A 25035-nucleotide genomic window follows, 5' to 3' on the forward strand; every position below is an offset into this window, starting at 1 on the left:
GCAGTCGCTGCTCGGCGCGGCGCTGTTCATCCTCGTCGATACGCCGGTTCGCTTTGCCGTCTACGCACTCGGCGGGTCATCCCGTACGTCGTCGTCGGCCTCGCACCACTCGTCGGCATCGCCTTCGGTACTCTGCTCGTGTGGATCGCGCTCACGCCCGGTCTCGCCGGCGTCGTCGCTGGCGAGGACCGCCGCGCCGCCGCCCGAGCGACCGTGGGAACTGCGTTTGCCGACCCGCGCCGGACCGGTACCCTCGTCGGCATCGCCCTCGTCCTCAACGCCGTCGTGGCCGACGGTGGCGTTGCGTTCCTCTTTTACGCTGCCCGGACCGCCTCGCCCGTTACCTTCCTCGTCGTCGTCACCCTGCCCGTTCTCACGGTCGTGCTCGTCACGCCGTTCTGCTATGCGGCCGTCGTCGATGGTGCAACGACGGAAGCGAGGGGAACAGACGGCGGACGGTCGAGTTCGCCTCGCGTCCCGGTTCGACGAGCGGTCGTCGCCTGCCTGATCGTCCTCGCTCTCGTCGCCAGCACTTCTATGGTCCGGGTAACCGAGACGCGGCCGACACCGAACGCGGCGACGCCGCTGCCGAGCGATCCCACGGCGGCGTACGCGACGGCCGTCTCGAACACCTTCGCGTCGAACAACCGGATCGAATACCTCGCCAACGACGGGGACGGGAGCCACGCAGTGTACAACGGATTCGTCCTCGACCGCACGAACCGGCGCTTCCGCACTTCGTACCGGAGCGAGAACGAAAACAACACCGGCTACGCCGACGCCGGTGTTGAGTACGCCCTCCGCGGCGGCGACCGCTACCTCGCGGTCAGTACCCGACGTACCGACCGCGGTCACGTGGTGTGGGCGTATCCGGGCTACTGGGTCTTTCGCCAGGACTACGGTCCGACCGGGGGGTACGGCGTCCCGAGGCCGGACACCGGAGCGTGGAACGTGGTCGCGCACAGCAACGACACCGAGACGCTCGAACTCGACGGTGCCGCGGCGTTCCGCGCCGTCGGCGTGGACCCACCAGCAAACGCCGATTACCACTCCGCGTGGGTCCGAATGCGCGTAGACACCGACCGGGGCGTCCTCCTCGGCGGCGCGCCCGCCTGAACGCGACGTCCCCCGACTCGGACTTCGACCCCGACGTCTCGGTGCGCTACGACGTGAAAACGGGACCTGACGTGATCGCCCGCCGACCGGCCGATCTCGGCCCGCGGACGCCCGGCCAGTGGCTCTGGAAACTGTTCGGATACTGATTCGGACCCGCGTCCCTATCTCTGACACTTCTGCCCGAACGAGTGGTTGACACTATCTACTTCGTTTTCGGGTATTCGGAGTGTTCCTCGTCGTACCGTCCCGTTTTCACGTCGTAGATGTGGAACAGGTACAGACTCACGGCTCCGAATATGCCTGCCCCCGCCCAGAACAACGCTGGCGGCCCACCGTGGCCGGTGGTCGGAACGTACGGGTACGAGAGCGACTGTTTCTTCACGATGGTCTTTCCGTCCGGCATGATGCCGGAACCGACGTCGTCCGGAATCTCCGTGTTCTCCGCCGGACCGCCAGGGCTTCCGCAGACGATGCGGCCAACCATGCCGAGGGTCTTGTGAGGAATGCAGTAGTAGTCGTACGTCCCTTCGGTGGTGAATTGGTAGTCGAAATGTCCTTGGTTGATGACGCCGCTGTCCCACGACTTCGCTCCGTCGGGAATCAGTGACGACGACGAGTTGGGATTGTTCTTGGAGTACGACGTCGTCGAGTGGCCTCCCGACTCGATCACCCAGCGGACGTAACTGCCCTTCTCGACGTACAATCCGACGGGGTCGAAGTAGTAGCTCGATCCACTCGTCACCATATCCACGACGTACGGGTCGGATTTGCTTCCGCTTCCTCGCCGCGGATTGGCACCGCTTCCCGACCCCGAATCGCCGGAATCCTGGGCAGCGACGGTTCCAGTCGCCCCGGCCGCTCCGGTACCGAGACCGGCGATGAACGTTCTTCGTTTCATACCCCATCGACGGTTTGCGTGAGAACCGTCGTTTCCCCCTTTCCGTCGTTCGTCCTTGTTGCGTACATCCATGTCCCCCCGTGGACCGCTCGTCGTCGGTGTATCGTAAGCGGTCTCATCAGAGACATACTATCCGGTCGTCAAAAAGCGTAGTGGTGCCGATTTCGAAATGCCGCTCGTCCGTGATTAGGGGACGAATCCAGCAGCGATCCCATCCCTTTTCGAGTTTACGACCGATGAGTCATCGATGAACTGGTCAATTGTACTAACCAATAATCGAGCCAGTCGCTGATACCATTCTTGTATCGAGCGCGCCGTCAGTAAAACGTCGATTCTTCCCCGAAGGGGGCGCTATCGGGGACCTCGATCCGACCCGATCATTCCGTTCGTGCCTTCCAGTTTCCCACGATCTGTATTGCGACATCGAGTTTATGATCCCTTCAATCTCGTTCGAGGATCGGTGGCCGAGACGTTCCGCACTCTATCTCGGCCGGTTCGTCGGCTATGCAACGAGGTTACGAGACGTCTACGAAACGACACCGCGTAGCACCCGCCGAATTCGCACCGGCAGAATCGAACTTCGCAGTCCGACTCCCACCCGGATCGGAGCGTTACCGGAATTCCACGTTCCGATGCTGGGGTCCGCTCCGACGAAGAAACAGCAACTGGACGATCACCCACGTCGCAATCGAGAGGGCGATCAGAACGACGAATCCGACCATCCCGGACAGGGGGAGCAACCAGTGATACGCTGCCACGATCACGAACGTCAACCCGAGGTGGATTACGGGCATCAGCACGTCGTCCGTCCGCAGATTCATCGCTGTTCCTCCTCGTATATCGGCGTCGCTTCTGACTCGTGATCGAACGCTTCCGGCGCGTATCGATCCACCGACCGATCATCGACTCGGGTATCCGACCCTTCTTCGAACTTGTCGACGTGGATGCACGATACCTCGTGTGATGTCTTCGCTCCCGACACTTGTTCGAGGGATGGGTCTCGTGATTGACATTCGGGCGTTGCCATGGGACAACGAGGGTGAAACGAGCATCCGGATGGTGGGTCTATCGGGGACGGGACCTCTCCCGACAGCGCTTCCCGTTCCCGGGCGAGCGTCGGATCAGGCTCGGGAATCGCACGGATGAGCGATTTCGTGTACGGATGTTGTGGGCTCCTGAACAGCGACTCCGTGTCGCTGACCTCCACTATCTCGCCGAGATACATCACCGCGACCCGGTCGCACACGTGACGAATCACGGATAGATCGTGGGCGATGAACAGGATCGTGAGGTCGTACTCGTCCTGAAGATCAGTGAGTAGGTTCAGAATCTGTGCCTGAATCGAGACGTCTAGTGCGGAGACAGGTTCGTCACAGACGAGGAAATCCGGCTCGACTGCCAGCGCCCGTGCGATCCCAATCCGTTGGCGTTGCCCGCCGGAGAACTCGTGCGGGTATCGGTTGGAGTACCCCGGTGGGAGTCCCACCTGTTCCATCAGGTCTCGAACCTGTTGGGTTCGTTCCCCGGCGTACAACCCGTGAATCTTCATCGGTTGACGGATGATCTGATCGACCGTCTTCCGACGGTTGAGGCTGGATGCGGGGTCTTGGAACACGATCTGCATCCGTTTTCGGAATCGCTTCAACTCCCGTTCGGAAAGGGAGGTGATGTCCGTTCCGTCGAACGTGACGGTGCCCGCGGTCGGTTCGATCAGTCTGAGTAGACTCCGTGCCGTCGTCGATTTCCCCGAACCGGACTCCCCGACCAGACCGAGCGTCTCTCCCTGTTGGATATCGAACGAAACGTCGCGTACCGCTTTTACCTCCCGGGTCGACCCAAGCAGTCTGTCGATGACGCCGTCGTTCTGAACGAACTCCTTTCGAAGATCCGTCACTCTGAGGAACGATTCCTCGATGTCGTCAGTCATCGGCCACCTCCTCGCGCGAAGCGATTACGTCGTGTGCGCCGTATCCCCGGGCATGGATGCACGCGGCTTCCCGTCCGGGTTCCACCGTTCGTAGCTCCGGGTCGTACGTCCGACATTCCTCGGTCGCGTGGACGCAGCGAGGGGAGAACGAACACCCCGACGGAAGTGCCGTGAGGTTCGGAACCTGTCCCTCGATGGGCGTCAGTCGGCTTCGACCGCCGCGAACGTGCGGGATCGAGCGCATCAATCCGCGGGTGTAGGGATGGCGTGGGTTCTCGAACAGCGCATCGACGGTGGCTCGTTCGACGATACGGCCCGCGTATGCGACCGCGACGCGGTCACAGGTACCGGCGACGACGCCGAGGTCGTGCGTGATGAGGATGATGCTCATCCCGTACTTCTCTTGCAGGTCGTCGAGTACCTCGAAGATTTGTGCTTCGATGGTCACGTCGAGCGCCGTCGTCGGTTCGTCGGCGATGAGCACGTCCGGGTCACAGGAGATAGCCATCGCCAGGAGCGCACGCTGCAACATCCCGCCCGAAAACTCGTGCGGATAGTTGTCCACGCGCGCTTCGGGTTCTGGAATACCGACTTCCCGCATCAGTTCGATGGTTCGTTCCCGAGCATCCCGCTTCGAGACGCCTCGGTGCTCTCGGACGACCCGTGCGATTTGACTCCCAACGGTGTAGACGGGGTTCAGCGAACTCATCGGGTCCTGGAACACCATCGAAATCCTGTCACCGCGGAGTCGTCTCATCTCCTCGTCCGTCTTCTCCAGCAGGTCTTCACCGCGGTATCGAATCGTCCCCGATTCGATTCGTCCGGGGGAATCGATCAGGCCCATGATCGACAGGGCGCTGACGCTCTTTCCCGACCCGGACTCGCCCACGATTCCGAGTATCTCTCCCTCGTGCAGCGTGATCGAGTTTCCATCGACGGCTTTGACCACGCCCTCCTCCGTGTAGAACCGCGTCACGAGGTCTTCGACTTGGAGAACCGCCTCGGCCGTCATTCTCGACCCTCCTCGGTGTACCGCGGATCGAGCGCATCACGTAGACCGTCGCCGAGCAGGTTGAACCCGAGGATGATCAGCATGATCCCGATTCCGGGGAACACCGGGAACCACCATTGACCGCTGTAAATGTAGCTCCTGGCGTTCGAAAGCATCAATCCGAGGCTGGACGTCGGTGGCTGCAACCCGAGCCCCAGGAACGAGAGTCCCGCACTGGCGAGAATCGCGGTCGCCATGTAGAGCGTCGCTTGAACGATGATGACCGGGATGGTGTTGATAGCGACCTCCTGGGTGAGGATTTGGATATCCCCTGCACCGATGGACTTCGCGGCGTTGATGTAGTTCTCCTCCATCTCCCTGAGAACCGCCCCGCGCATCACCCGAGCGAAGTTCGGGATGTATCCGATGCCGATGACGATCACTATCTTCAGGATGTTCGGTATCACGAACGAACCGAATTTCGTCGTTCCCACGCCGAGCACCCCCACCACAGCGATGGCGAGGATCAAACTGGGGAACGAAAAGAGGATATCCATGAATCGCATGATCCCCTCGTCGAGCCACGAGTTGCGGTAGTAACCGGCAACCCCACCCGCGGCCACGCCGACGATCATCGAGAAGATCACGACACCGAGCGATACCGTGAGCAACGTTCGGAGCCCGAACAGTATGCGCGACAGGATGTCCCGCCCGTGGTTATCGGTCCCGAGCAATACGGTAGTCGATCCGACGACCTGTCCGTTCTCGTTCTTTATCATGACGGTGGAGCCAGGTGGGAGTGGATTGTGTGACATCCCCGGAGCGTCGTACTGCGCCGCGGGTGGATGTGGCGCGAGTACCGGTGCGAGAATCGCGGCGACGACGGCGATCCCGATGATCGCGCCACCGACCAAGGAGAGTCGGTTCCGCCGGAAATCGTGCCAGAACTGCTGAAACTGCGTTCGGTGTGGTCCGATCCGCTCGGACCGAGTTGCGTCTTCGGTCGCCATGTCAGTTCTGCCCCTCCTGACGGATTCTCGGGTCGAGATACGCATACAGAACGTCGACGGCGAGGTTCATGAACACGAAGACGATCGCGATGAAGAGGACGAGCGCCTGTATGACCCGGTAATCCCGTCGGCTGATCGCGAGGATGAGGAGGCGTCCGACGCCCGGTAAGCTGAACACGGACTCGGTCAAAACGGCCCCGTTCATCAACCCGCCGAATCCGGTACCGATGACGGTGACGACGGGGATGAGCGCGTTCCTCGTGGCGTCTTTGAATATGATCTCGTATTTCTTGATTCCCATCGCTCTCGCGGTCCGGATGTAATCCTGGTTGATCGTCTCCAGCATTTCCGAACGCGTCATCCGTTGGATGATCGCCGCGTGAGCGGTTCCGAGGGCGATGGTCGGTAGCAAGATGTGCTTCAGGTTCGAGACGGGGTCCTGCCATAGCGGGACCCACCCGCCGGTCGCCCATTTGAACTGGAAGAAGACGCCGAACACCATGATGAGGACGACGCCGAGCCAGAAGTCGGGAATGGAGATACCGGCGAGCGCGCCGATTCGTGCGACGTGGTCCGTCGGTTTGTTCTGACGGAGCGCGCCGATGATCCCTGCCGGGATGCCGATGAGGACGGCCAGAAGCTGTCCGAAGACCGCAAGCTCGATCGTGAGTGGGAGGCGGTCGGCGATGAGTTTCGTCACTGGCGTTCCCGGCTGTATCGTCAACGACGTGCCTAGATTCCCTTGCACCACCTTGGTAATCCACAACCAGTATTGGACGTACATGGGCTGGTCCAAGCCGAGGTTCTGTCGTATCTTCGCGACGAGCGCCTCGTCCTGTAACGGGCCGAGCAGGAGTCGAACCGGACCGCCGGGGGCGATGTGAACCATTCCGAACACCACGATGCTCACCCCGAATAATACCGGAATGGCGAGCAGTCCCCGCTTGAGAACGTACCGGGCGATAGTCATGTTCGATTCTCCATTGTTCGATGTGTGTCGGCCGTATCGTTGCTGATTTCCATATATATCTCTGTGCGAACACTGGTCGTTCTGATCTGTTACTTTCGTACGAGTGGGTACCACGACGGCTGAATCATTTCTTGCTGGCTCCCCTCATATCCGAGGTGAATTTGCCCATCTTGAAGCCCGTAACGTCGGAGTTCCACACCGCATACCGATTGCTGTACGCGATGTCGATCTGAATGGCGTTCTCGACGAGATACTCTTCGAGTTTCCAGACGATCTTCTTCTGTTTCCCCTGGTCGTCCAACGCTTGTGCCTTTTCGAGCGTCTTCACGAACCACTCGTGGCCGTTCGAAAAGTCCCCCTTCGCGTCCGACGGTGCCGCCGGACCCGTCGGCTTGTACTTGTCGTCCAGGTCCGGGCTTTCGTGGTGCCAGTTGACGTGGTTGTGGTTGTTGTCGGCGAAACCGGACCTGAGCCAATACGTGACGACGGGGACCGCGTTCGTCCAGTTTTCGAGCGCGATCTGCCAGTCCTTCGTGTCGTACACCTGATCGAAGAGCGCGGACTTTTCGAGGACGCTGATTTCGACGTCGATCCCAATATTGCCGAGTTGGTTCTGAATGATGACGGCTTCGTCCTTGAAGTGGCCGCCCTTCGTGGTGATGAGTTTGAGGGAAAACCCGTCGGGATTACCCGCCTTCTCGAGTTCTGCTCTGGCTTTCTTCGGGTCGTACAGCTTCTTCTTCTTGAGATTGGGGGACGTCCAGTCGCTGTCCGGATACCACAGCCCTTTCTGTACCACGCCGTTGCCGTAGAAGATCTCCTTCAGTATCTCCTGTGCATCGATTCCGAAGAGGACCGCGCGCCGGTTGTGCACGTTCGCCATCGGATTGTTTCCGGTATCCATCAAGTTCGGATAGAGGACCTCGGTCGTGTTACCCGCGGTCGTCTTTCCGTCGAGATTCGGTCGATTCGTCATCGACTCGTAGTCCTTGGCCGGTATCGCGCTCGTCAGGTCGAGGTTCCCCGATCGAAGCTTCGAGAGGCGGGTCGCATCCTCCGAAATGAACAGGAACTTGATCTCGTCGACCTTCGGGATGCCGTCCATCCAGTAGTTATCGTTCTTCTTCAGGAGTACGTGAGAGCCGCTTTTCCACTCCACGAATTCGAACGGGCCGGTTCCGGCGCCGGACGGGTCCCGCGTGAGGTTCGTCGAAAATCCGGACGGACCTTTTCCCTTCGACGTCGACCCGCGCGACCCCTTCGGAACGACTCCTTCGAGACCGCGGGTGAGCCACCAATTGATCGTCGTGAACGGCTTCGAGAGTTCGAGACGAAGCGTCCGGTCGTCGACGATTTTCGTCCCACTCGCGAACGGGATACGCCGTCGAACGGGTGAGTTGTTGTCGGGATTCAAAATCCAGTCGACGGAATATTTGAAGTCCTCGACGGTGACCTCGTCGCCGTTATGAAACGTAAGCCCATCCCGGAGCGTGTACTCGAACGCCTTTCCCCCGCTTTTGGATTTCGGGACTGATTTCGCGAGTCCGGGTTGCAATTTCGTGTTCGTCGATAGCTCGATCACTTCGTCGTAGATCAATCGGCCGATGATACTTGAGGACGTATCCGACCAGAGTGCCGGGTCGAAGTTCCACGGTTCAGCGGGCATTCCCACGTTGAGCCGAACCGTCGCGTTCGACCCTGTTCCGCCGCCCCCGCCGTTTCCGTTCCCGTTCGTATCGCCGTTTGTAGAACCGTTTCCTGTACACCCGGCGAGCGATGCTCCGGTGAGAGCCCCGGCGATTCCGAGAAACTCACGTCTATCCATGTCGTATTCGATGATCTTCCCTGTCATAGTCTGTGGTCTGGTGTCGCGTGACGTTCGGACATCGAATTAACTACATATATATTTTTGCTATTGAGCGATTATTCGTGTCAATATGCGTGCTAAAACGACGAATCGGTTGCGGAGAAGACTAACACGGAAATCCCGAGAATAAGTTCCTCGTATGCAAATTTATTTATAGAGGGGGCCCAGATGCTAAGATCGATCCAGAAATGGTAAGAACACGTATTCGGGAGAATAGAGCGTTCAGTACTCACACGCGTTCGGAAACGACGACGAGTGGAACACGAGGGCATCGAAACAAATGACGGTTTCATTGGAATACGAGAACTACGACTTGGGGGGTCTCACGTGGGAGGAAGCCGAGGAATCGATTTTGGCGGCCGATTTCGTGGTCCTCCCTACCGGTAGTATCGAACAGCATTCGTTACACCTTCCCGTGTCGGTCGATACCCTCCGGGCGGAAAACCTCACGCGAGTTCTCGTGGAACGTGCACCGGAACACGAATTCAACATGCTTCGGCTTCCGACGCTTCCGTACGGGTACTCCGAACACCACATGACACGGGCAGGAACGATGACCCTGATGCCGGACACGTACCAGACCGTGATTCGGGAGCTCGGCTCATCGATCGCCGAACACGGGGCGAGTCGATTACTCATCGTCAACTGTCATGGCGGAAATCTGTCCCCGTTGAAACTCGCGGCCGACCGCCTCGAACGCGACACGGGAATCGAGGTGTACATCGTCAATTGGACGTCGTACGCACGGGACCTACTCAACGAGCGATTCGGGGAGGATTGGAGCCACGCAGGCGAGCACGAGACCAGTGCCGTCGAACTCTTCCATCCGGATCTCGTCAGGACGGAACGGAAGGAAAAACAGGAGCGGAAGGCCAGCTACAATGCACGCCAGTATCGGTGGTACACCGATTTGGCCGTCCAGGGCGGACGCGGTGACCCCCGAAACTCGGATCCGGAGTTCATGGAGACTGTCGTCGCTGAAACGACCGATCGAATCCTCACCGCGCTTCGGGAGGATCTCCAGCAACCGAGCGGCGGTGACGGCCGTATAGCGAGTGACGAGTGACCGAGACGGTCGTTTCGAACGTCGTCGAAACCACCGAGAACCGGTGTCCAACTATATTGGACACCGCGTCGGCGGGATGAGAGAGCGAATTCGTAAGTGAGAGGAATCGAGGGTAATTTTGGAGGAAGATTTATTATGATTCTACGAAAAGCAGTGTTTCAATGTCACAGGGAACGACGAAATCACTCAAATCGCTCCAACAAGCTTTCGAGATAATCGAACACCTCAAACAGACGGATGGTGCTGGCGTAACCGAGGTCGCAAACGAACTCGGTCTCCCGAAAAGTACCGCACACATTTACCTCAGTACCTTGGAGGACATCGGATACGTGGTGAATCGAAATCATCGGTACTACGTCGGACTTCGATTTCTCGACGTGGGGGAGACGGTTCGCAACCAACGGCAGGTCTACGAGGTCGGGTATCCCGAAATCAACGACCTAGCGAGGGAGACGGGTGAGCTAGTGAGTCTCACCGTCCTCGAAAATGGGAAAGGAGTGTACCTATACCGAGCGAAGGGGGAGAACTCGATTCCCGTTCACAACTACCCGGGAAGCAGGGTCCATCTGCACTGTCGCTCCGCGGGAAAGGCGATACTCGCCCATCTCTCGAGTCGCCACGTCGAGGAGATTATCGAGAAGCATGGACTGCCCGCACGAACCGAGAAAACGATCACCGACCGCTCCGTGTTGTGGAACGAACTGGAACGGATTCGTGAACGCAAGTACGCGACCAACGAGGATGAACTCCGACAAGGTCTCCGTTGTGTCGCTGCACCGATATTGGACAACGGCCAAGTCATCGGTGCCGTCAGCGTCTCGGGTCCCCGCGGTCGAATGACCGGTCAACGGTTCCGCGAGGACCTACCGAACTTGGTCCAGAATACGGCCAACATCATCGGAATCAACCTCACCTACTCCTAGCGATACTGTCGGATACTCGCGCGTCGGTTTCCACCGACGAACGTCCAGTCGCCGAGGACAAAGACTTCGAACCATGGTTCCCTTTTCCTGCCGTTGTCCAACACTGTTGGAAGCAGTATTCGACAGTGGTTCTTCCTCGCCGACCATTTGAGCGCCAAAATCGACCATGACTATCATTTCGCTTCCGAACGGGATACCGATTCAAAGCGTCGTCCGAGTCGGGGTACGAAAAGTGATCACATGAATTGGTTATCTTTCGTCAGCGATTACCCTCTCTTGGAGTTGTACTTTACAGTACTAATTGTGTAATGGTTAATTGAAACTGCCGCGGGTAGGGTCAGCTATCATCACCCGCAAGCGTCGATCGACACTCCTTCACGGTGTATCCCGTCGAAATCTCCTTCTCGGACTCGATAGATCGAAACGGCGAATTTGATATAGCATTATATAATTTATAATCTTCGCGGATGGACGTTTTTGAGCAGTAGCGGGTCTGAAACAACCGATATCTGTAATCCTTCCTTCGGCACACGAACTTCCGCTTAGAACCATAAGCGGAAGTACCACCACCCCGGGACCCCCGAATCGATCTGTGCGCAATCCGTGGTGCGGATTGGGTGTGTTATATATCGAGTGTTTCGAACGCTTGGCTTGGTGGTCGAAATCGACTGACTCTGATTCCTGCGAGGAATCTAATGGCTCTCGTGGAAGGTATAATTTCGTGTTTGTAGAGAAAGTACAATTTAATTGGGTGTGTTATTCGTCAGTCCGATCGAGTGCGTGCACTGGCCTGCTGGACTAGGCTGCGGCGAGATTCACGCTTATCCTGGCAGCCCTCCGGCCTCCGGAGAGGATCGTCACGGCCCGCCAGATAGTTGCGTGGTTCGACAAGAATTATTTGACGCCTCCACAGATACCAATCATGCCTGATTTCATCACACCTCAGCCTGTCGAACCCGGCGATCAGGTCGCAGTTATCGCACCGGCGTCGAACGCCCCAGAGAGTGCTCGGTTCGTCTATGACCTCGGTCTCACACGAATGCGTGAAGTCTTCGATCTTGAACCAATCGAGTACCCGACCGCGACTGCCGACCCTGAGTGGCTTGCGGACAATCCAGAAGCGCGCGCTGAAGATATCATGAGTGCCTTCCGTGATTCTGATATCTCGGCTGTGATTGCTAATATCGGTGGCCATGACCAGCTCACGGTCCTCCCGTATCTCGACGGTGACGTGCTCCGCAAGCACCCAACGCGATTCTACGGCTGGTCAGACAACACGAATCTAGCGCTGTTCCTCTGGAATCAGGGTATTGTCTCGTACTACGGCGGGTCAACGCTGCTCGAATACGCAATGGACGGCGAGATGTTCGACTACACCACGGAGTACCTCCGGCGTGCGCTCTTCGAGGATTCCATCGGTGAGTGGACCGAAGCGGAACTATTCACCGACGAGGCCGGTGATTGGGAGAGCCCCGATTCAGTCGAAACCACGCGCGAGATCGAACAATCTGGTGGTCGAATCTGGCGTGGCGGCGAAGAAACTGTCTCGGGTCGAATTTGGGGTGGCTGCTATGAGGTCCTCGTCGAGCAGTTCCTCGCCGATCGCTATGTACCCAATCCTGACACATTGAACGGCGCTGTTCTTGCGCTCGAAACGAGCGAGCTGATTCCTGACCCAGCCGTCATGCGTGCGAACCTCCGAGCACTCGGCGAACGCGGTCTCCTTGAACGATTCGACGGTGTTCTCGTTGGGCGTGCCGCCGCACGCTCACATGCCGAGGACAACCCAGAGGAATGGCGAGCGGGATACCGAGAGCGCCAGCGCGACGCTATTACTGACGTTCTCGAGACGTACAACCCGAACGCACCTGCTGTCTTTAATTGCGAGTTTGGACATACGTACCCGACGTGCCCGGTTCCGATCGGCGGTGAGGTCGAAATAGAACCTTCAACCAGATCAATTCGACTTCTCTGATTGCACGACAGGGTAATGTGCCGGGGTCCTGTGTTTCCTTGTCAGCAGCCACTCCCTGTTTACAGAATAGAACGGATGACATAGGTTTCTGTTGCGAGTTTCATGTTTAGCGTGTCAACTGTCGTCGATTTCAATGATTGAATTCGGCTGCTCCGAACAATCGAGACATAAGCAGTCTGATTTCTGGGATTACGCCCCGTTTCGAGATGACTGATTGATTTAATAACAGAAGTAGAACGAATGACGGCGGTACGATCGAGTTCTTGAATTTCGCCGATTTAGGCGATTGACTACCGCTGGGCAGTATAAGCGGCAGTGGATCGGCCTTAGAATCCGCACAACAATCTATGCACGGTTCGTGAAGACAATCATTCATCGGTATGTTAAGAAAATCCTTTACACAGATATATTGCAGAAGCATACAGAGGAGTAGATAAGATTCAGATGTATCGAATAATTATGAGGCTGATTGGTCACGTTTTTGTATTTGCAGGAGTTCTGGGAACAGGTTTCGCAATATTGGTCATCGCTATCAATCCAGCCAAGTTAATATCCTGGATTGCTGGCCTCGTGTGCTTTATAATATTCATCGTAGGATACCAACTCATTAAGTCTCTCAATCAAGTACAGAATCAAACGTGACAGGTGTTGAATAACGGTAGTTTGGCTGTTGTCGAGGTTGTGGTCTAGCGGCCATCGCCATGTTGTTGGCCTGCTGCTGTTTACCTATGAACTTTTGGTACTTACTGAACTCTATGTCTGACGTACGATCTCAGACTGTCTGTCGTCATCGTACTTCCTCAACAGAGTAGACTGTAAAGTCTCACTACCTCCAGGGTAACGCTGTTCGGACAACAGAGATAGTCACATTTTTTTAAATCCCCTACTATCATATAATATGTCTATGATCAGTACTACTAATCTCACAAAATCATATAATAACAAAACAGTTGTTGACGATCTCTCACTCACCATCGAACGTGGAGAAGTGTATGGTTTCCTGGGACCGAACGGAGCAGGAAAATCGACCACCATCGATATGCTAATGGATTATACACGACCCACCAGTGGTAGTGCAACAGTCTTTGACCTCGATGTGCAGACAGAGTCTGAAACGATCCACTCACGAACTGGTATTCTCCCAGACCGATTTGGCGTGTATCAGCGGCTCACAGGACGCGAACACGTCAAATACATTCTCGACGCAAATGATGATCATGACGATATAGACCTCATCTTTGACCGAGTTGGACTCCACAGCGCAGCCGATGAGTATGCTAGTGACTACTCAAAAGGTATGCAACAGCGCCTCGGGCTCGCAATGGCTATCGCGGGGAAGCCAGATCTGCTCATTCTCGATGAACCATTCTCCGGTCTTGACCCGCATGGTGTTCGTCTTGTCCGAGAGATTGTCGCTGACGAGCGCGATCGCGGTGCGACTGTCTTGTTTTCATCTCACGTTCTCGATCAAGTTGAACGCGTCTGCGACCGAGTTGGATTACTCGACAATGGTACACTTCTTTTCGAAGGAACTCCCACAGAACTCCGGAGAACTGTTAGAACTGAACGACGGCTATCAATCGACACGCCACTCCCAGAGAAACTATATCAGCGTCTCGAAGATCTGGGATCAGTCACTGAAATTGACGAGAAAGAGACTGGAGTAACAATCACCTGCCAACCTGAAGACCAGTTCAGAATCCTTGAATTAATCTGTGAGTTCGATCTTTCTGTTTCTGACTTCCACATCGAAAAAGAGACTATTGAAGATGCTTTCATCATGCTGGCCGATAATACACCCGAGAATTAACCTAAATCGCTACGGGAGAATACAAGAACTGAGAAGATCTGCGAGACTCCAAGCAAGAGCACCAAGCCAACCATGGTCAGAATTGGATGAAGGAACCAAACCGGTATGTCTGTCCCAAATACAGACCTCACGGTTGTGATATTCGAGATGGTGGATGGCTGTAAAACATCAGAGATGACAAATAGAGCAGTTCCACTAGAATTTGGGACACCAAGTAGCCAGTTCGTGAGAACTCGGTACAAGTTCTGCGGTAACAACCATTTAAGTAGGAAATAAGCGGGATCATTTGGTGGGTGAAGAAGATTAACCGCGTGCCCGGTTACGATACTATAAAATGAATTTATTACTGGCTGCCAGTAAAACGGGAGAGCAACGAATGCAAATGCCAACCCACCAACGACAACCCGGTGTCGGCTAAGTGTAGAGATTGCAACTCCAACAGCAGCCATAGCAAACAAAAATACTACGCTCGCCGCGAGAAATCCGAGTAACTCCACTAGGGGAACAGCACCATACTGAGGAGCTGCGACGGCACAGGTGAGTACAATTGCTATCAGCACAGGAACCGAGAACGCAATTGTACGTCCTATAAGAATACCAACGATAACGTCTACACGCGATGCTTTTGTTCCCGCTGTCAAGCGAATACTTCCTGAGCGACGCTCTTCGGACAGTGCACGGAATGTGAAAAACACGACTCCACTACCTGCGAACAATGTAATTCCTGGTGTTTGTAAAACAGCCAATGGGACAAGTGAACCAAGATAGTTTCTGACGATATCTTGAACAGCAAGACTGGAGATGCTGATTACGAAAATGAGAACGCCGAGGAGCCAGATGCCCGGTGAACGTGAGAGGATACGGAACTCACGTTGTGCGATTGACTGCCATCGTCCGGGAAGCCGAGAGGAGAGTTCTCTTCTACCAACGATGCTCCCAAAAGAAATCCAGTTAGACGGACGACTCCACAGGATTTGCAGTCGACGAATCCAGTTAGATTCTTTATCGTGTTGGACAGTGAGTGATCCATTCTCAAACGCTCGAAGTGAGAATAGTACTAACACGAATGGCCAACCAACAAGGGGTATAAGAGAGAACCACGGTGCGAGATAGATAGGTTGTGACTCTCCTCTCGCAACTTCGTTTAACGGCCCAGTAAGTTGAGTAACGGCACTATCCGTTCCGACTGGCACGTTGAGAACCCAATTAGTGAGAACGTAGTAGGCATCATTCGGTGACAATCGAGAAGCCATCTCGAAGATGTTCGGATATCGTAGACTATTCCCGGGGACAGTGCCCGTGAATATGTTCCAAAGAAAGGTCACCATCAAGTCGCTCCAGAAGAGCAACCCAGCGAGCACGGTGACTCCTACGAGGACTGCCGATTGAACCGATGAGGTGGCAAGCGTCGAGATCGAGACGATGATAGAGACAACTGCGAAAGTGTATATTAGTGCCACTACCACGAATTCAAGGGCGATTCCAACGGAAAACCTATGCAATGAGAATATATCGACGACGACGACGAAAATCGTTCCAAAGATAACCGGTGTGAATGTTGCAGCGGTCTGTCCAACGATTTTTCCGAGGACGATATCCGAGCGGCTAAGACGGGTTCCCGCGAGAATACGAATCGTTCCGGACTCCCGCTCGCCAATGATCGTACGATACCCAAATGTCGCTGCAACGAATGGTATTAATAAAGCAATTGTCCCCTGAACGTCTGCAATAGGAGTTGCCCCACCGAGTATCTGGACAGTCGTTGGCCGTAATGAAGTTGTGATCAATCCTATAGAGAAAGCAATAACGGAGACGATTATAAACAGTCGTCGACTAAGAATATTTTGGTACTCTCTTCGTGAAACCGAGAGTAGTTTGGTAAATTGTACATGCATCCTTCACGGTTAGAACCTTCTCCTGATCGCTTAAATCTGTCCTTCCAGAATGTTGAATGAGTATGAGATCTAGTCTATCAAAAACCAATCCTTATTCTTGTCCATATTATGTCCTCTTTGAGTAATAATAGAATGCACGAGTGTCATATTATATAGTATTTATTTTTATTCAATAGAAAAATATTATGCGATCTCGATAATAATAGAATTTTGCAGTCTATGACGAAAGATAAACGAGATCAACTGAATAGACGAAACGTAGTTAAAGGTCTTGGAGTTACGGCTAGCATCGGTCTACTTGGCGGTTTGAGTAGTGCAACGTCCGGTCAAGATGACGCAGTTTCGGCCGATATGGTCGTTGAAGACAAGCCCAACATGGTCGATGAGTTCGTGACGCGGTCGCTTCAACAGGGAGAAACCGATAGTGTCGTCAAAGCTTACAGTGAATTGGACGAAAAGCAACTCGAATTGGTGCGAGAGGCATACGAGCGAGTCACGACAACGGAGATCAGCTCGGAGAATGCGATTACTCCCGAATACATTCCCATCTCACCTAGCGTGTCGTACACACATAAGATAAAGGAAACGAACACGATAATTTGGAGGGCATCCATGACTCTCGATTGCCACTATTACCCTAGTGATAATAATGTCTCTTTTAATTCGCTTTCCTCAAACGGGAATGCCCCGAACTCTCTGTGGCATTACAAAGGAATAGATTATTCAAATGTGGATACTGCTGGGGCCGTTGATGCAAAGCGGAAGTTACGGTTCAGCCACTCGGTTGCAGGACAGCATATATCCACGAATCAAGCAATATTAGAGATTGTTGCACACAATAACGGGAACATCAATAAAAGTGCAAATCGGAAAGTTCTCTAATACAAGCATAGGTAGACAATCTAGACTTCACAGGTAATCATATAGATAAAAATTACTTTTCTCACACAATAGTGAGCCGGGCTCTGTCTAGTTTAGCTCGTCCTCAAGAGATGTACGGCCATCGAACGATTGGCGGTTCTAGTAATGCCCAAATTGTTCAAGCCACCGCTGGACACTTGACCGACTGCTCACCCACAATGTATGGAGGCGGTCGATTTGCTGTTTGAGCGTGTAAAACCACTTCGATCCGCTTTCGCTCTATATAGTCGAGCCGGCTACTCAATTCATTCAAATGATTGCAGTCCGATAGCCGTAGCCATCGACGAGAAACAGAGCGTCCGAAAGATCGTATTTCTCAGTCAATCCAGTTAGAAACGCAGCCGTCGAGTTACTCCCATGCCGATCAAACACGTCAATACTGAGCAGCAGCTTTGTTTCGGTGCCTGTTGCACTCTGTGGTGAACGAGCAGCCACAACATGAAATCCATCAAAAGTGACTGGAACATAATGTTCAGGTCAGAAACCAGAACTGCCGGCAGTAGCAAGGGTACTGCGCGTATTTAAAAGACCGTTCATCCACACCCGCTTAGTGCAACATGAGGCAGTGAAACAAATAGACCCTGATCAATCAAGCGCGGGTAGACCACCCCCGAGACTCCCCTGGATTCTGGGACTACAGAGGGCGGTAAGTCTCGCAAACATCCTACCTGGAACCATCGATTTAGTATAGAATCTTAACTAGACACCATCGTGATTCAGCGCGACGTATAATTACGAAGAACTAAGAAAAGTAATGAATGTGCCTATTTCTATTCATCATGAAGTTGCTCTTCTGCCTGATTTGATAAGCGGAAGTGATTTCGAGCGGAACGGTGCCTTCATCGAATCACGAAACCAGTCCCTCCGTAGCGAGCGGGCTATCTCAGAAACTCACGAGGAGAAATGAGTTCGATGATCGCGTGGGAACGATCACAGACAGGGTCAGGATAAAGTTAAAGAGCGGGTGTGATTGTACTACGAAGAAATCGTGTATGTTTATTCCGTTCAGAGATCGTAAGGGCTATAGAAACGAGTGCGAGTCACGATGAATCGACATCGTCCGGTTGTGTCCCGACGCCGTCGGGCCATCCCGGTGGTACCGCCGCGCTCGGTTCCGCGAACGCTCGTTTGAGTACCATCGGCGTCCGTTCGAGCGAGAGCACTAAATCGCCGTCCTGATTGAACGCACGGAGCTCCGTCGTGACGATTCCGACGTGTTCGCGCGACTCGCTTTCGCGTTTGTTCAGTATCTCGCTCTCCGCGAAGATGGTGTCGCCGTGGAAGACTGGTGCGTGATGGCGAACTTCGTCGTAGCCGAGGTTCGCCGTCGCGTTGACGGAGATATCGATGACGCTCATTCCGACCGCGAGGGCGATGACGAACGTCCCGTCGACGAGTCGTTCGCCGAACTCCGTCTCGGCGGCGTACGCTTCGTTGAAATGCATCGGATTGCAGTTCATCGTGACGTTCGTGAACCAGACGTTATCCGTTTCGGTCACCGTTCGTCCAAACGGGTGCTTGTACACGTCGCCCACGGTGAAATCCTCGAAATATCGCCCGTGCCAGCCAGCAACGAGGCGTCTATCGTTCTCGCTCATCGTTCAGTTGGCTATGCGACCGAGAGCATACTAAAACGAACGACTCCCCTAGCGTCCGCTCTCCATCTACTACCGGGATAGTACGGACTCACCGGAAAATGATTGTCGTCGAAAATCTCCCTCGTATCTACTCCTTATCGCGAGAACTACTTAAACGAACTCGGTCGGTGATCGTTGCCCTGTTCGACGCGGATCGACTCGTCGCGGTCCGGCCTTCGATGCCGGATGGATCGTTCACCCCCACGTCCACCGTGAATCGAGGACGTAGCGGTAGACGCCACTGATCATGATCGCGACGGCGTTCGCCAGCAGATAGAGAATCTCGCCGCTGTTGACGAGCACATAGAGGATCCCGAGTTGGATGGGGATCGCCGACCCGCGGACGACGTTCGTTTTGAGTAACCCGGCGAGATAGTCGCTCGTGGTCGAATTTCGAGTCGCGCGGAACGTCCAGGCGTTGTTGAGCGAGTACTGAAACAGGATCGTGATCTCGATGGCGATTGCCGCGCCGAGCAAGTAGTTGAGACCGGCTTTGTCGACGAACATCCAAAGCAGAACGATTTGCACTCCCGCAGCGACTGCTCCGACGGCGACGAACCGTCGTAACTGGGGGAAGAGCGGGCCGCGCCGGAGATCGCGAAGAGGTTCCCGAAGCATATTTCGGTACCGAGTGGTTCGGACCGTGTATTCCTGTCGTTTCTCTCCCGCTCGAACGCCCGTGGAAGCGACGGGAAATCCGAAGCGCCATTCGATGGTCATCCAATTATCTGACGGTTTTCATCCCTAACACACCTGATAATCGAAGGTATCGAATATTTTGCCAAAGATTTGTGGTGGTCCCATTCCATACCTCGCCTATGACGGACACACACGACGAACTGCTACAACAGTTGAACGAGATGCAGGCGGCACGCGGTATCGACCCCGATACGCGGAAAGTGATCGGTGCCCTCAGCGAAACGGTTCACACGCTCGGCGAGGAGATCGACGATCTCCAAGCGCGCGTGAATGAGTTGGAGGCGCGCGCCGCGAAAGACGAACGCTCCGAGGACGACGAGAAAAAGCAGGCGTGGTATTCGGAGCGCTAACCGACATACGCGTCCCTCGCTCGCGTTCCTATCCCCCATCCCATTCCCACTTCCCACCCCTCACCCGTGTCCCCGACCGAGTGATGGGGAGTCCTCGTAGCGGTGAGTGGAATTCGACTGCGGCGTATCGGAACGACTGTCTCGCCCCGTCCACATGCCACGCCGTTTGGCCGACTTCGATACCCGACAGGGATTACCGCGCACGGGAATTCCGGGTGTGATGATCGTCCGAATTCATCGTCTTTTCTTCTACGATCCGTTGGGTAGTGGTATCATTTCACATCGAAAACCCATGGGCACAGTCTTTATCATACGACTCGACAATCGCCCCCTACGAATGGACCCCCAGATTTCCCGCCGCCGCTTCCTCCAAATAGGGGCAACATCGTCTTCTATCGGGCTTGCTGGCTGTAATTCGTGGTCCGCCTCGCGCGGCGATGGAACGAAACGAACTGCGTCAGGGAGTACAACCACCTCGCGCGAATCGAACTCGAATCCGGATGCGGTCGACGTTCGCGGTGCCATCTATATTCCGGCACGGGCGTTCAACCGGTACCAGATGTGGCGGGAGTACGATCCCGCGGTCATCGAACGCGATCTCGGTTACGCCGCCAGTCTGAACCTCAACGCCATCAGAACGTGGTTGAGTTACGAGTTCTGGGTGGAGGACCGCGACGCACACGAAGAGCGGTTGGAACATTTCCTCGAAACCGCGGAGACGTACGGACTCCGCGTTCTTCTCGGATTGTTCGATAGCATCGGTGAGGAACCCACCTTCGAGAACCTGTACGACACGGGCCTTTTCACCGGCGTTCAAACGTTCTCTCCGTCGACGAGGACGATGCTCGACAAGCAACTCTGGGATACCCCGCGCGAGTTCATCCGGTGGTTCATGACCCGATACGGGAGCGACGAACGGTTGCTCGCCATCGAACTCTCGAACGAACCGGGGTGGCGGAAGGCGTCCCGGAAGTTCGTCGAGGCGATGGCGAAGGTACTGACGCTCCATCGGGGTTCGGTTCCGCTCACGATGGGTTCCACTAGTCTCGCGAACAACGCCGAGTATCTCGACTGGGGGATGGACATCCTCCAGTTCCATTACAACTTCGTCAAGACGCCATCGTTGTTCCGCCGTGTGCTCCAACAGGCGGCGCTGACGAAAGTTCAGCAAGAAAGCCAAGTGTGGCTCTCCGAATGGCAACGGGTCCGTCCGGGCGATGGATTTTTCGCGGACGTAAGCGGCGAGGCGCGCTTCCCGGATTACGCGTCGCTCGCCCCGCTCATCCACGAAGCGAACGTCGGGAACTTCTTCTGGTCGCTGATGGTACGGCCAGCCTCGGAGCTCCATTTCCGGCGTCAAGGCGTGGTGAACGGCCTGTTTCACGAAGACGGCGCGGTCTGGAGTCTCGACGACGCCCGTGCCATCAAGGCGATGTCCGGCGACCCGTCGTTCGACGGGACGGAACGGAAGGAGTATCCGCAGTGGATGTCCGCGATGGAGGATTCGGCGGTACCGCTGACGGGCCCCCATCCGAGGTGACCTGCGCTGGTTGCGCGATACAATCCGTGGTGCTCAACGCTTGCGAACGGATGGAACGTACCCATGGTTTAACGGAGCTTCGTTACGTCCATTGAACGATGGAAAACCCCGAATTCGAGGAATTGCAGGAGCGCGCGTCCGAAGCGGTCACTGGAGACGAACTCAGGTCCGTCTACGTCGGACTCGTTCACCACGGTGGCGAACAGGAGTACTACTTCGGAAACGATGTCGAGGAAAACGAGGAGTTACAGGAGATGACCGCCGTCCAACTGGGGATGTTGCTTCGAGTGATCGCGGACCGTTCCGATGCCACCGCGGCCGAGATAGCGGACGCCGCGGTAGACCACGCCGCTCAAATGCAACTCCAGTGAACACGGACAAGCGAAGCGCCCGCTCTATTCGGACTCGTCCGAAGGCGGGATGATCTTTCCGGGATTCAGGATATCGTTCGGGTCGAGCGCCTCCTTGATCGCTCTCATCGCGCCGATTGCGGCCTCGCCGTGTTCCGACTCCATGAATTTCCGCTTTCCCACGCCGATGCCGTGCTCACCGGTCGCCGTCCCGTCGAGCATGATCGCACGTTCGACGAGTTCGGAGTACGCCTCACCGGCGCGGGCGGCCTCATTCGGGTCGTCGTAGTTCGCCAGCACGAAGTAGTGGAGGTTACCGTCCCCGGCTGACCGAAGCAGGGAATCGGGAAATCGTACTCCTCGGCGACTGAGACGACCTCGGAGATCATCTCCGGATACCGACTGATGGGGACCGTCACGTCGCCGGGCGGTCCGATGTCGAGGTCCGGATCGTACTCCTTTGCCGCATAGGTGATGTCCTTGCGGGCTTGCCAGAGTCGTTCCATCTCCTCCCCCGAGGCGATTTCCATCCGTTCGAGGTCGTGCGCTTCGAAGACGTTCCGACAGAACTCGATTTCCTCCTCGATGCCGTGATTGGCATGGAACTCGACGAACACCATCGGTCGCTCGGGTAGATCGGTATCCGAGTAATCGTTCGCCAGCATCGCCGTCTGGTCGTCGATCAGTTCGATCTTCGCCACGTCCACTCCCGAAGTCACGGCGTCGGAAATCGCCTCGGTGGCGTCGTTCAACGTCGGGAAGACGGCACGACCGCCCTTCACCTGCTCGGGCCGCCCGGCGAGTTCGAGCGTTGCTCGCGTGATGATCCCCAACGTCCCCTCGCTTCCGATGAGTAGTTCCTTCAGGTTGTACCCGCTGGAGGTTTTGGCCGCCTTGCTTCCGGCCTCGATGACGGACCCGTCCGACAACACCACTTCCAATTCGAGTACCCAATCGGCTACTTCCCCGTATTTGACCGTCTGTTGTCCGGACGCATCGGTGGCGATCATCCCTCCGATCGTGGAAATGGCTCCGGAGGAGGGGAGCGGCGGGAAGAACAGTCCGTATCGTTCGAGAGCTTCGTTGATATCGTCGCCGATGACGCCCGCTTCGACGTCGATCTGGAGGTCGTCGGGACGTATCTCCCGAACGGCGTCCATCCGCGTGGTGTCGATGCTGATGCCTCCCCGAACCGGCGTGGCGTTGTGTTCAAGCCCCGTGCCCGCAGCGTAGGGCGTAACTGGAACACCGTGGCGGTTCGCCGCCTCGACGACCGAAGCGACGTCCGCGGTGGATTCGGCAAAGACGACGCTGTCCGGTTCGGTCTCGTCCTCTTCGCGGGTTCCGAAGTCGCCGGCGTGGTTTCCCCGGTCGGATCGGCTTTGCGAGACGGTTCCCTCTAACGCGAGATCCGCAAGAAACGAACAATCGTACGCCATGGGAGAAAGACGGGAGGAGGCGGTATAAACCCCCGACTAAGCGGTAGATCTGGGACCGATGATCTCCACGGGAATCTCACACCGACCCCTCACCCGGAAATTATACGAAATCTGCCAAATATTTGCATAACGTAGGAACTATAGATGCGATATTCTCGGAACTACTAGTATATTTCCCTCGCGGGACGACATTTCGTCCGTACGATATCGGGTACGTACTGCCGACTACCCGTTCAGTGGCCGTCGAATATGTCGTTCCGTGCCGCGTCGTCTCGTGTTGGCGATGAATCGGCCGCCGGGCCGCCCCGTCCCGATGCAGAATAGTTCGGGACGAGAGTTCGTCCCCATTCGTTACTGGAGTGACGAAAAAGATTTTATACGGCCTTCCCGGAATCAGGTACTGTGGGACCAGAAATAACGAAGATAGTGAGTACGGAGTTCGCCTACCCGTTGGAGGACGTCGGCACCGACGAACACGGCTTCAACCTCGTCTACGAACCGGGAACGACGACGGAACGGAAACTGTTCGCCGTCGAAGTTCAGACGGACACCGGCATCTCGGGCGAGTACATCGGCGGGAACTCCCCGGGGGCCGCACAGTACAACACCGTCGCCGACTATCTCGTCGGCAAGAACCCGCTCGAACGAGAAAAACATTGGAGCGAGGTCAAGCGCGCGCTGCGGAAGTACGACCGGATGGGAATTGGCCCCATCGACATCGCGCTGTGGGACTTCGCGGGCAAGTACTACGACGCCCCGATTCACGAACTCCTCGGAACGTACCGCGAACGCATTCCGGCCTACGCCTCCACCTACCACGGCGACGAGAACGGGGGTCTCGACTCCCCCGAAGCGTTCGCCGATTTCGCCGAGGAGTGCCGGGAACGCGGCTTCCCCGGCTACAAGATTCACGGCTGGGGCGGCGGCGACACCTCCCGCGACCTCAGCCGCGAAATCGACGCCGTTCACGCGGTGGGCGAGCGCGTCGGCGACGAGATGGACCTGATGCACGACCCGGCCTGCGAACTCGAAACGTTCGCTGACGCGCTCAAACTCGGCCGCGCGCTCGACGAGGAGGGGTTCTTCTGGTACGAGGACCCCTTCCGCGACGGCGGCATCTCACAGCACGCACACCGAAAGCTCCGACAGTCGCTCGATACCCCGATACTCCAGACGGAACACGTTCGCGGCCTCGAACCCGCGGCCGACTTCGTCGCGAACGAGGCGACCGACTTCGTCCGCGCCGACCCCGAGTACGACGGCGGCATCACGGGTGCGATGAAGCGCGCCCGTATGGCCGAGAGTTTCGGACTCGACGTGGAGTTTCACGCACCCGGTCCGGCACAGCGACACTGCATCGCCGCGACGCGGAACTCGAACTACTACGAGATGGCGCTCGTCCATCCGAACTGCCAGAACACCCAACCGCCGGTGTATCTGGGCGAGTACTCCGACATGATCGACGCCGTCGATGACGACGGCACGGTTCCGGTTCCGGACGGCCCCGGACTCGGCGTGGAGTACGATTGGGACTACGTCGAATCGAACGCCACCGGAAGCGTGCACGTGTACGAATAAGACGCCTCACCGATTTCCTTTTCCTCGTCCATCGACGGGTGATAGTATATCGCCGCCAGGAGAATGGTTATTA

Annotated in this window: 20 protein-coding genes and 1 pseudogene; 10 read left to right on the plus strand and 11 right to left on the minus strand. The window is 56.1% G+C overall.

What is annotated here, in order from left to right; translation table 11 throughout:
- Nucleotides 1–1116: hypothetical protein (locus tag A4G99_RS26110; protein ID WP_190303802.1), on the plus strand; the 1116-nt coding region annotated here is incomplete at its 5' end.
- A gap of 202 nt (nt 1117–1318) precedes the next feature.
- Here the strand turns inward: A4G99_RS26110 and A4G99_RS17745 are convergent.
- The 7 genes from A4G99_RS17745 to A4G99_RS17775 all read right to left on the minus strand — a co-directional run bounded on the left by A4G99_RS17745 (nt 1319) and on the right by A4G99_RS17775 (nt 8737).
- Nucleotides 1319–2014 carry a plastocyanin/azurin family copper-binding protein gene (locus tag A4G99_RS17745; RefSeq protein WP_066147296.1) on the minus strand — a complete coding sequence of 232 codons (696 nt, stop codon included), beginning with the start codon at nt 2012–2014 and terminating at the stop codon, nt 1319–1321.
- Nucleotides 2015–2625: 611 nt separating this feature from the next.
- Nucleotides 2626–2835: a hypothetical protein gene (locus tag A4G99_RS17750; RefSeq protein WP_066146749.1), complete on the minus strand. Its 210-nt coding sequence runs from the start codon at nt 2833–2835 to the stop codon at nt 2626–2628.
- Nucleotides 2832–3941, minus strand: a complete 1110-nt coding sequence (locus A4G99_RS17755) for an ABC transporter ATP-binding protein (RefSeq protein ID WP_066146751.1) — start codon at nt 3939–3941, stop codon at nt 2832–2834. Before A4G99_RS17755 ends, A4G99_RS17750 begins: the two co-directional genes overlap by 4 nt.
- The gene (locus A4G99_RS17760) at nt 3934–4953 is read right to left on the minus strand and encodes an ABC transporter ATP-binding protein (RefSeq protein WP_066146754.1); all 1020 of its coding nucleotides are present in this window, start codon (nt 4951–4953) and stop codon (nt 3934–3936) included. The genes A4G99_RS17755 and A4G99_RS17760 overlap by 8 nt, the downstream gene beginning before the upstream one ends.
- Nucleotides 4950–5942 (minus strand): ABC transporter permease, encoded by a 993-nt coding sequence (locus A4G99_RS17765; protein WP_066146757.1) that lies wholly within the window; start codon nt 5940–5942, stop codon nt 4950–4952. Before A4G99_RS17765 ends, A4G99_RS17760 begins: the two co-directional genes overlap by 4 nt.
- A gap of 1 nt (nt 5943) precedes the next feature.
- Nucleotides 5944–6906, minus strand: coding sequence for an ABC transporter permease (locus tag A4G99_RS17770; protein WP_190303818.1), 963 nt, complete (start codon nt 6904–6906; stop codon nt 5944–5946).
- 130 nt (nt 6907–7036) lie between these two features.
- Complete coding sequence (locus tag A4G99_RS17775) at nt 7037–8737, minus strand: ABC transporter substrate-binding protein (RefSeq protein ID WP_150123166.1); 1701 nt, start codon at nt 8735–8737, stop codon at nt 7037–7039.
- 322 nt (nt 8738–9059) lie between these two features.
- Between A4G99_RS17775 and A4G99_RS17780 the strand changes: the two genes are divergently transcribed.
- From A4G99_RS17780 to A4G99_RS24485, 4 genes are all read left to right on the plus strand, one after another.
- On the plus strand, nt 9060–9845 hold the full coding sequence (locus A4G99_RS17780; protein ID WP_066146765.1) for a creatininase family protein: 786 nt from the start codon (nt 9060–9062) through the stop codon (nt 9843–9845).
- A gap of 161 nt (nt 9846–10006) precedes the next feature.
- The gene (locus A4G99_RS17785; RefSeq protein ID WP_066146768.1) at nt 10007–10768 is read left to right on the plus strand and encodes an IclR family transcriptional regulator; all 762 of its coding nucleotides are present in this window, start codon (nt 10007–10009) and stop codon (nt 10766–10768) included.
- Nucleotides 10769–11690: 922 nt separating this feature from the next.
- A complete protein-coding gene (locus A4G99_RS17790; protein WP_066146771.1) occupies nt 11691–12743 on the plus strand; it encodes a S66 peptidase family protein in 1053 nt (350 codons plus the stop codon).
- An 898-nt stretch (nt 12744–13641) separates the two neighbouring features.
- Nucleotides 13642–14553 carry an ABC transporter ATP-binding protein gene (locus tag A4G99_RS24485; RefSeq protein ID WP_082837886.1) on the plus strand — a complete coding sequence of 304 codons (912 nt, stop codon included), beginning with the start codon at nt 13642–13644 and terminating at the stop codon, nt 14551–14553.
- Here A4G99_RS24485 and A4G99_RS24490 read toward each other — a convergent pair.
- Complete coding sequence (locus A4G99_RS24490; protein WP_082837887.1) at nt 14550–16448, minus strand: ABC transporter permease subunit; 1899 nt, start codon at nt 16446–16448, stop codon at nt 14550–14552. The two genes, A4G99_RS24485 and A4G99_RS24490, sit on opposite strands and share 4 nt — an antisense overlap.
- Before the next feature lie 351 nt (nt 16449–16799).
- On the opposite strand from A4G99_RS24490, the gene A4G99_RS17805 reads away from it, so the two are divergent.
- A complete protein-coding gene (locus A4G99_RS17805; protein ID WP_066146781.1) occupies nt 16800–17330 on the plus strand; it encodes a hypothetical protein in 531 nt (176 codons plus the stop codon).
- Nucleotides 17331–18409: 1079 nt separating this feature from the next.
- Here A4G99_RS17805 and A4G99_RS17810 read toward each other — a convergent pair.
- Nucleotides 18410–18967 carry a MaoC family dehydratase gene (locus A4G99_RS17810; protein ID WP_066146784.1) on the minus strand — a complete coding sequence of 186 codons (558 nt, stop codon included), beginning with the start codon at nt 18965–18967 and terminating at the stop codon, nt 18410–18412.
- Between the two features lie 234 nt (nt 18968–19201).
- Complete coding sequence (locus A4G99_RS17815; protein ID WP_066147298.1) at nt 19202–19624, minus strand: GtrA family protein; 423 nt, start codon at nt 19622–19624, stop codon at nt 19202–19204.
- A gap of 200 nt (nt 19625–19824) precedes the next feature.
- Here A4G99_RS17815 and A4G99_RS17820 point away from each other — a divergent pair, with 200 nt between their 5' ends.
- The 3 genes from A4G99_RS17820 (at nt 19825) to A4G99_RS17830 (ending at nt 21966) form a co-directional block, all read left to right on the plus strand.
- On the plus strand, nt 19825–20055 hold the full coding sequence (locus tag A4G99_RS17820; RefSeq protein ID WP_066146787.1) for a hypothetical protein: 231 nt from the start codon (nt 19825–19827) through the stop codon (nt 20053–20055).
- Between the two features lie 337 nt (nt 20056–20392).
- Nucleotides 20393–21595, plus strand: coding sequence for a glycoside hydrolase (locus A4G99_RS17825; RefSeq protein WP_066146791.1), 1203 nt, complete (start codon nt 20393–20395; stop codon nt 21593–21595).
- Between the two features lie 98 nt (nt 21596–21693).
- Nucleotides 21694–21966, plus strand: coding sequence for a hypothetical protein (locus A4G99_RS17830; RefSeq protein WP_066146795.1), 273 nt, complete (start codon nt 21694–21696; stop codon nt 21964–21966).
- Nucleotides 21967–21990: 24 nt separating this feature from the next.
- On the opposite strand, the pseudogene A4G99_RS17835 reads toward A4G99_RS17830, so the two are convergent.
- Nucleotides 21991–23384 (minus strand): annotated as a pseudogene (locus tag A4G99_RS17835) (FAD-binding oxidoreductase).
- 402 nt (nt 23385–23786) lie between these two features.
- Here A4G99_RS17835 and A4G99_RS17840 point away from each other — a divergent pair.
- Entirely contained in the window at nt 23787–24962 is a 1176-nt protein-coding gene (locus tag A4G99_RS17840; protein WP_066146798.1) for a mandelate racemase family protein, read from the plus strand.
- Nucleotides 24963–25035 lie beyond the last annotated feature (73 nt).

It is taken from the genome of Haladaptatus sp. R4 (assembly GCF_001625445.1).
GTDB lineage: Archaea > Halobacteriota > Halobacteria > Halobacteriales > Haladaptataceae > Haladaptatus.

Bases quoted from the DNA above. Each gene is read 5' to 3' on its own strand.
- A4G99_RS17745 (WP_066147296.1), bottom strand. From the start codon at position 2,014: ATGAAACGAAGAACGTTCATCGCCGGTCTCGGTACCGGAGCGGCCGGG.
- A4G99_RS17750 (WP_066146749.1), bottom strand. From the start codon at position 2,835: ATGAATCTGCGGACGGACGACGTGCTGATGCCCGTAATCCACCTCGGG.
- A4G99_RS17755 (WP_066146751.1), bottom strand. From the start codon at position 3,941: ATGACTGACGACATCGAGGAATCGTTCCTCAGAGTGACGGATCTTCGA.
- A4G99_RS17760 (WP_066146754.1), bottom strand. From the start codon at position 4,953: ATGACGGCCGAGGCGGTTCTCCAAGTCGAAGACCTCGTGACGCGGTTC.
- A4G99_RS17765 (WP_066146757.1), bottom strand. From the start codon at position 5,942: ATGGCGACCGAAGACGCAACTCGGTCCGAGCGGATCGGACCACACCGA.
- A4G99_RS17775 (WP_150123166.1), bottom strand. From the start codon at position 8,737: ATGGATAGACGTGAGTTTCTCGGAATCGCCGGGGCTCTCACCGGAGCA.
- A4G99_RS17780 (WP_066146765.1), top strand. From the start codon at position 9,060: ATGACGGTTTCATTGGAATACGAGAACTACGACTTGGGGGGTCTCACG.
- A4G99_RS17785 (WP_066146768.1), top strand. From the start codon at position 10,007: ATGTCACAGGGAACGACGAAATCACTCAAATCGCTCCAACAAGCTTTC.
- A4G99_RS17790 (WP_066146771.1), top strand. From the start codon at position 11,691: ATGCCTGATTTCATCACACCTCAGCCTGTCGAACCCGGCGATCAGGTC.
- A4G99_RS24485 (WP_082837886.1), top strand. From the start codon at position 13,642: ATGTCTATGATCAGTACTACTAATCTCACAAAATCATATAATAACAAA.
- A4G99_RS24490 (WP_082837887.1), bottom strand. From the start codon at position 16,448: ATGCATGTACAATTTACCAAACTACTCTCGGTTTCACGAAGAGAGTAC.
- A4G99_RS17805 (WP_066146781.1), top strand. From the start codon at position 16,800: ATGGTCGTTGAAGACAAGCCCAACATGGTCGATGAGTTCGTGACGCGG.
- A4G99_RS17810 (WP_066146784.1), bottom strand. From the start codon at position 18,967: ATGAGCGAGAACGATAGACGCCTCGTTGCTGGCTGGCACGGGCGATAT.
- A4G99_RS17815 (WP_066147298.1), bottom strand. From the start codon at position 19,624: ATGCTTCGGGAACCTCTTCGCGATCTCCGGCGCGGCCCGCTCTTCCCC.
- A4G99_RS17820 (WP_066146787.1), top strand. From the start codon at position 19,825: ATGACGGACACACACGACGAACTGCTACAACAGTTGAACGAGATGCAG.
- A4G99_RS17825 (WP_066146791.1), top strand. From the start codon at position 20,393: ATGGACCCCCAGATTTCCCGCCGCCGCTTCCTCCAAATAGGGGCAACA.
- A4G99_RS17830 (WP_066146795.1), top strand. From the start codon at position 21,694: ATGGAAAACCCCGAATTCGAGGAATTGCAGGAGCGCGCGTCCGAAGCG.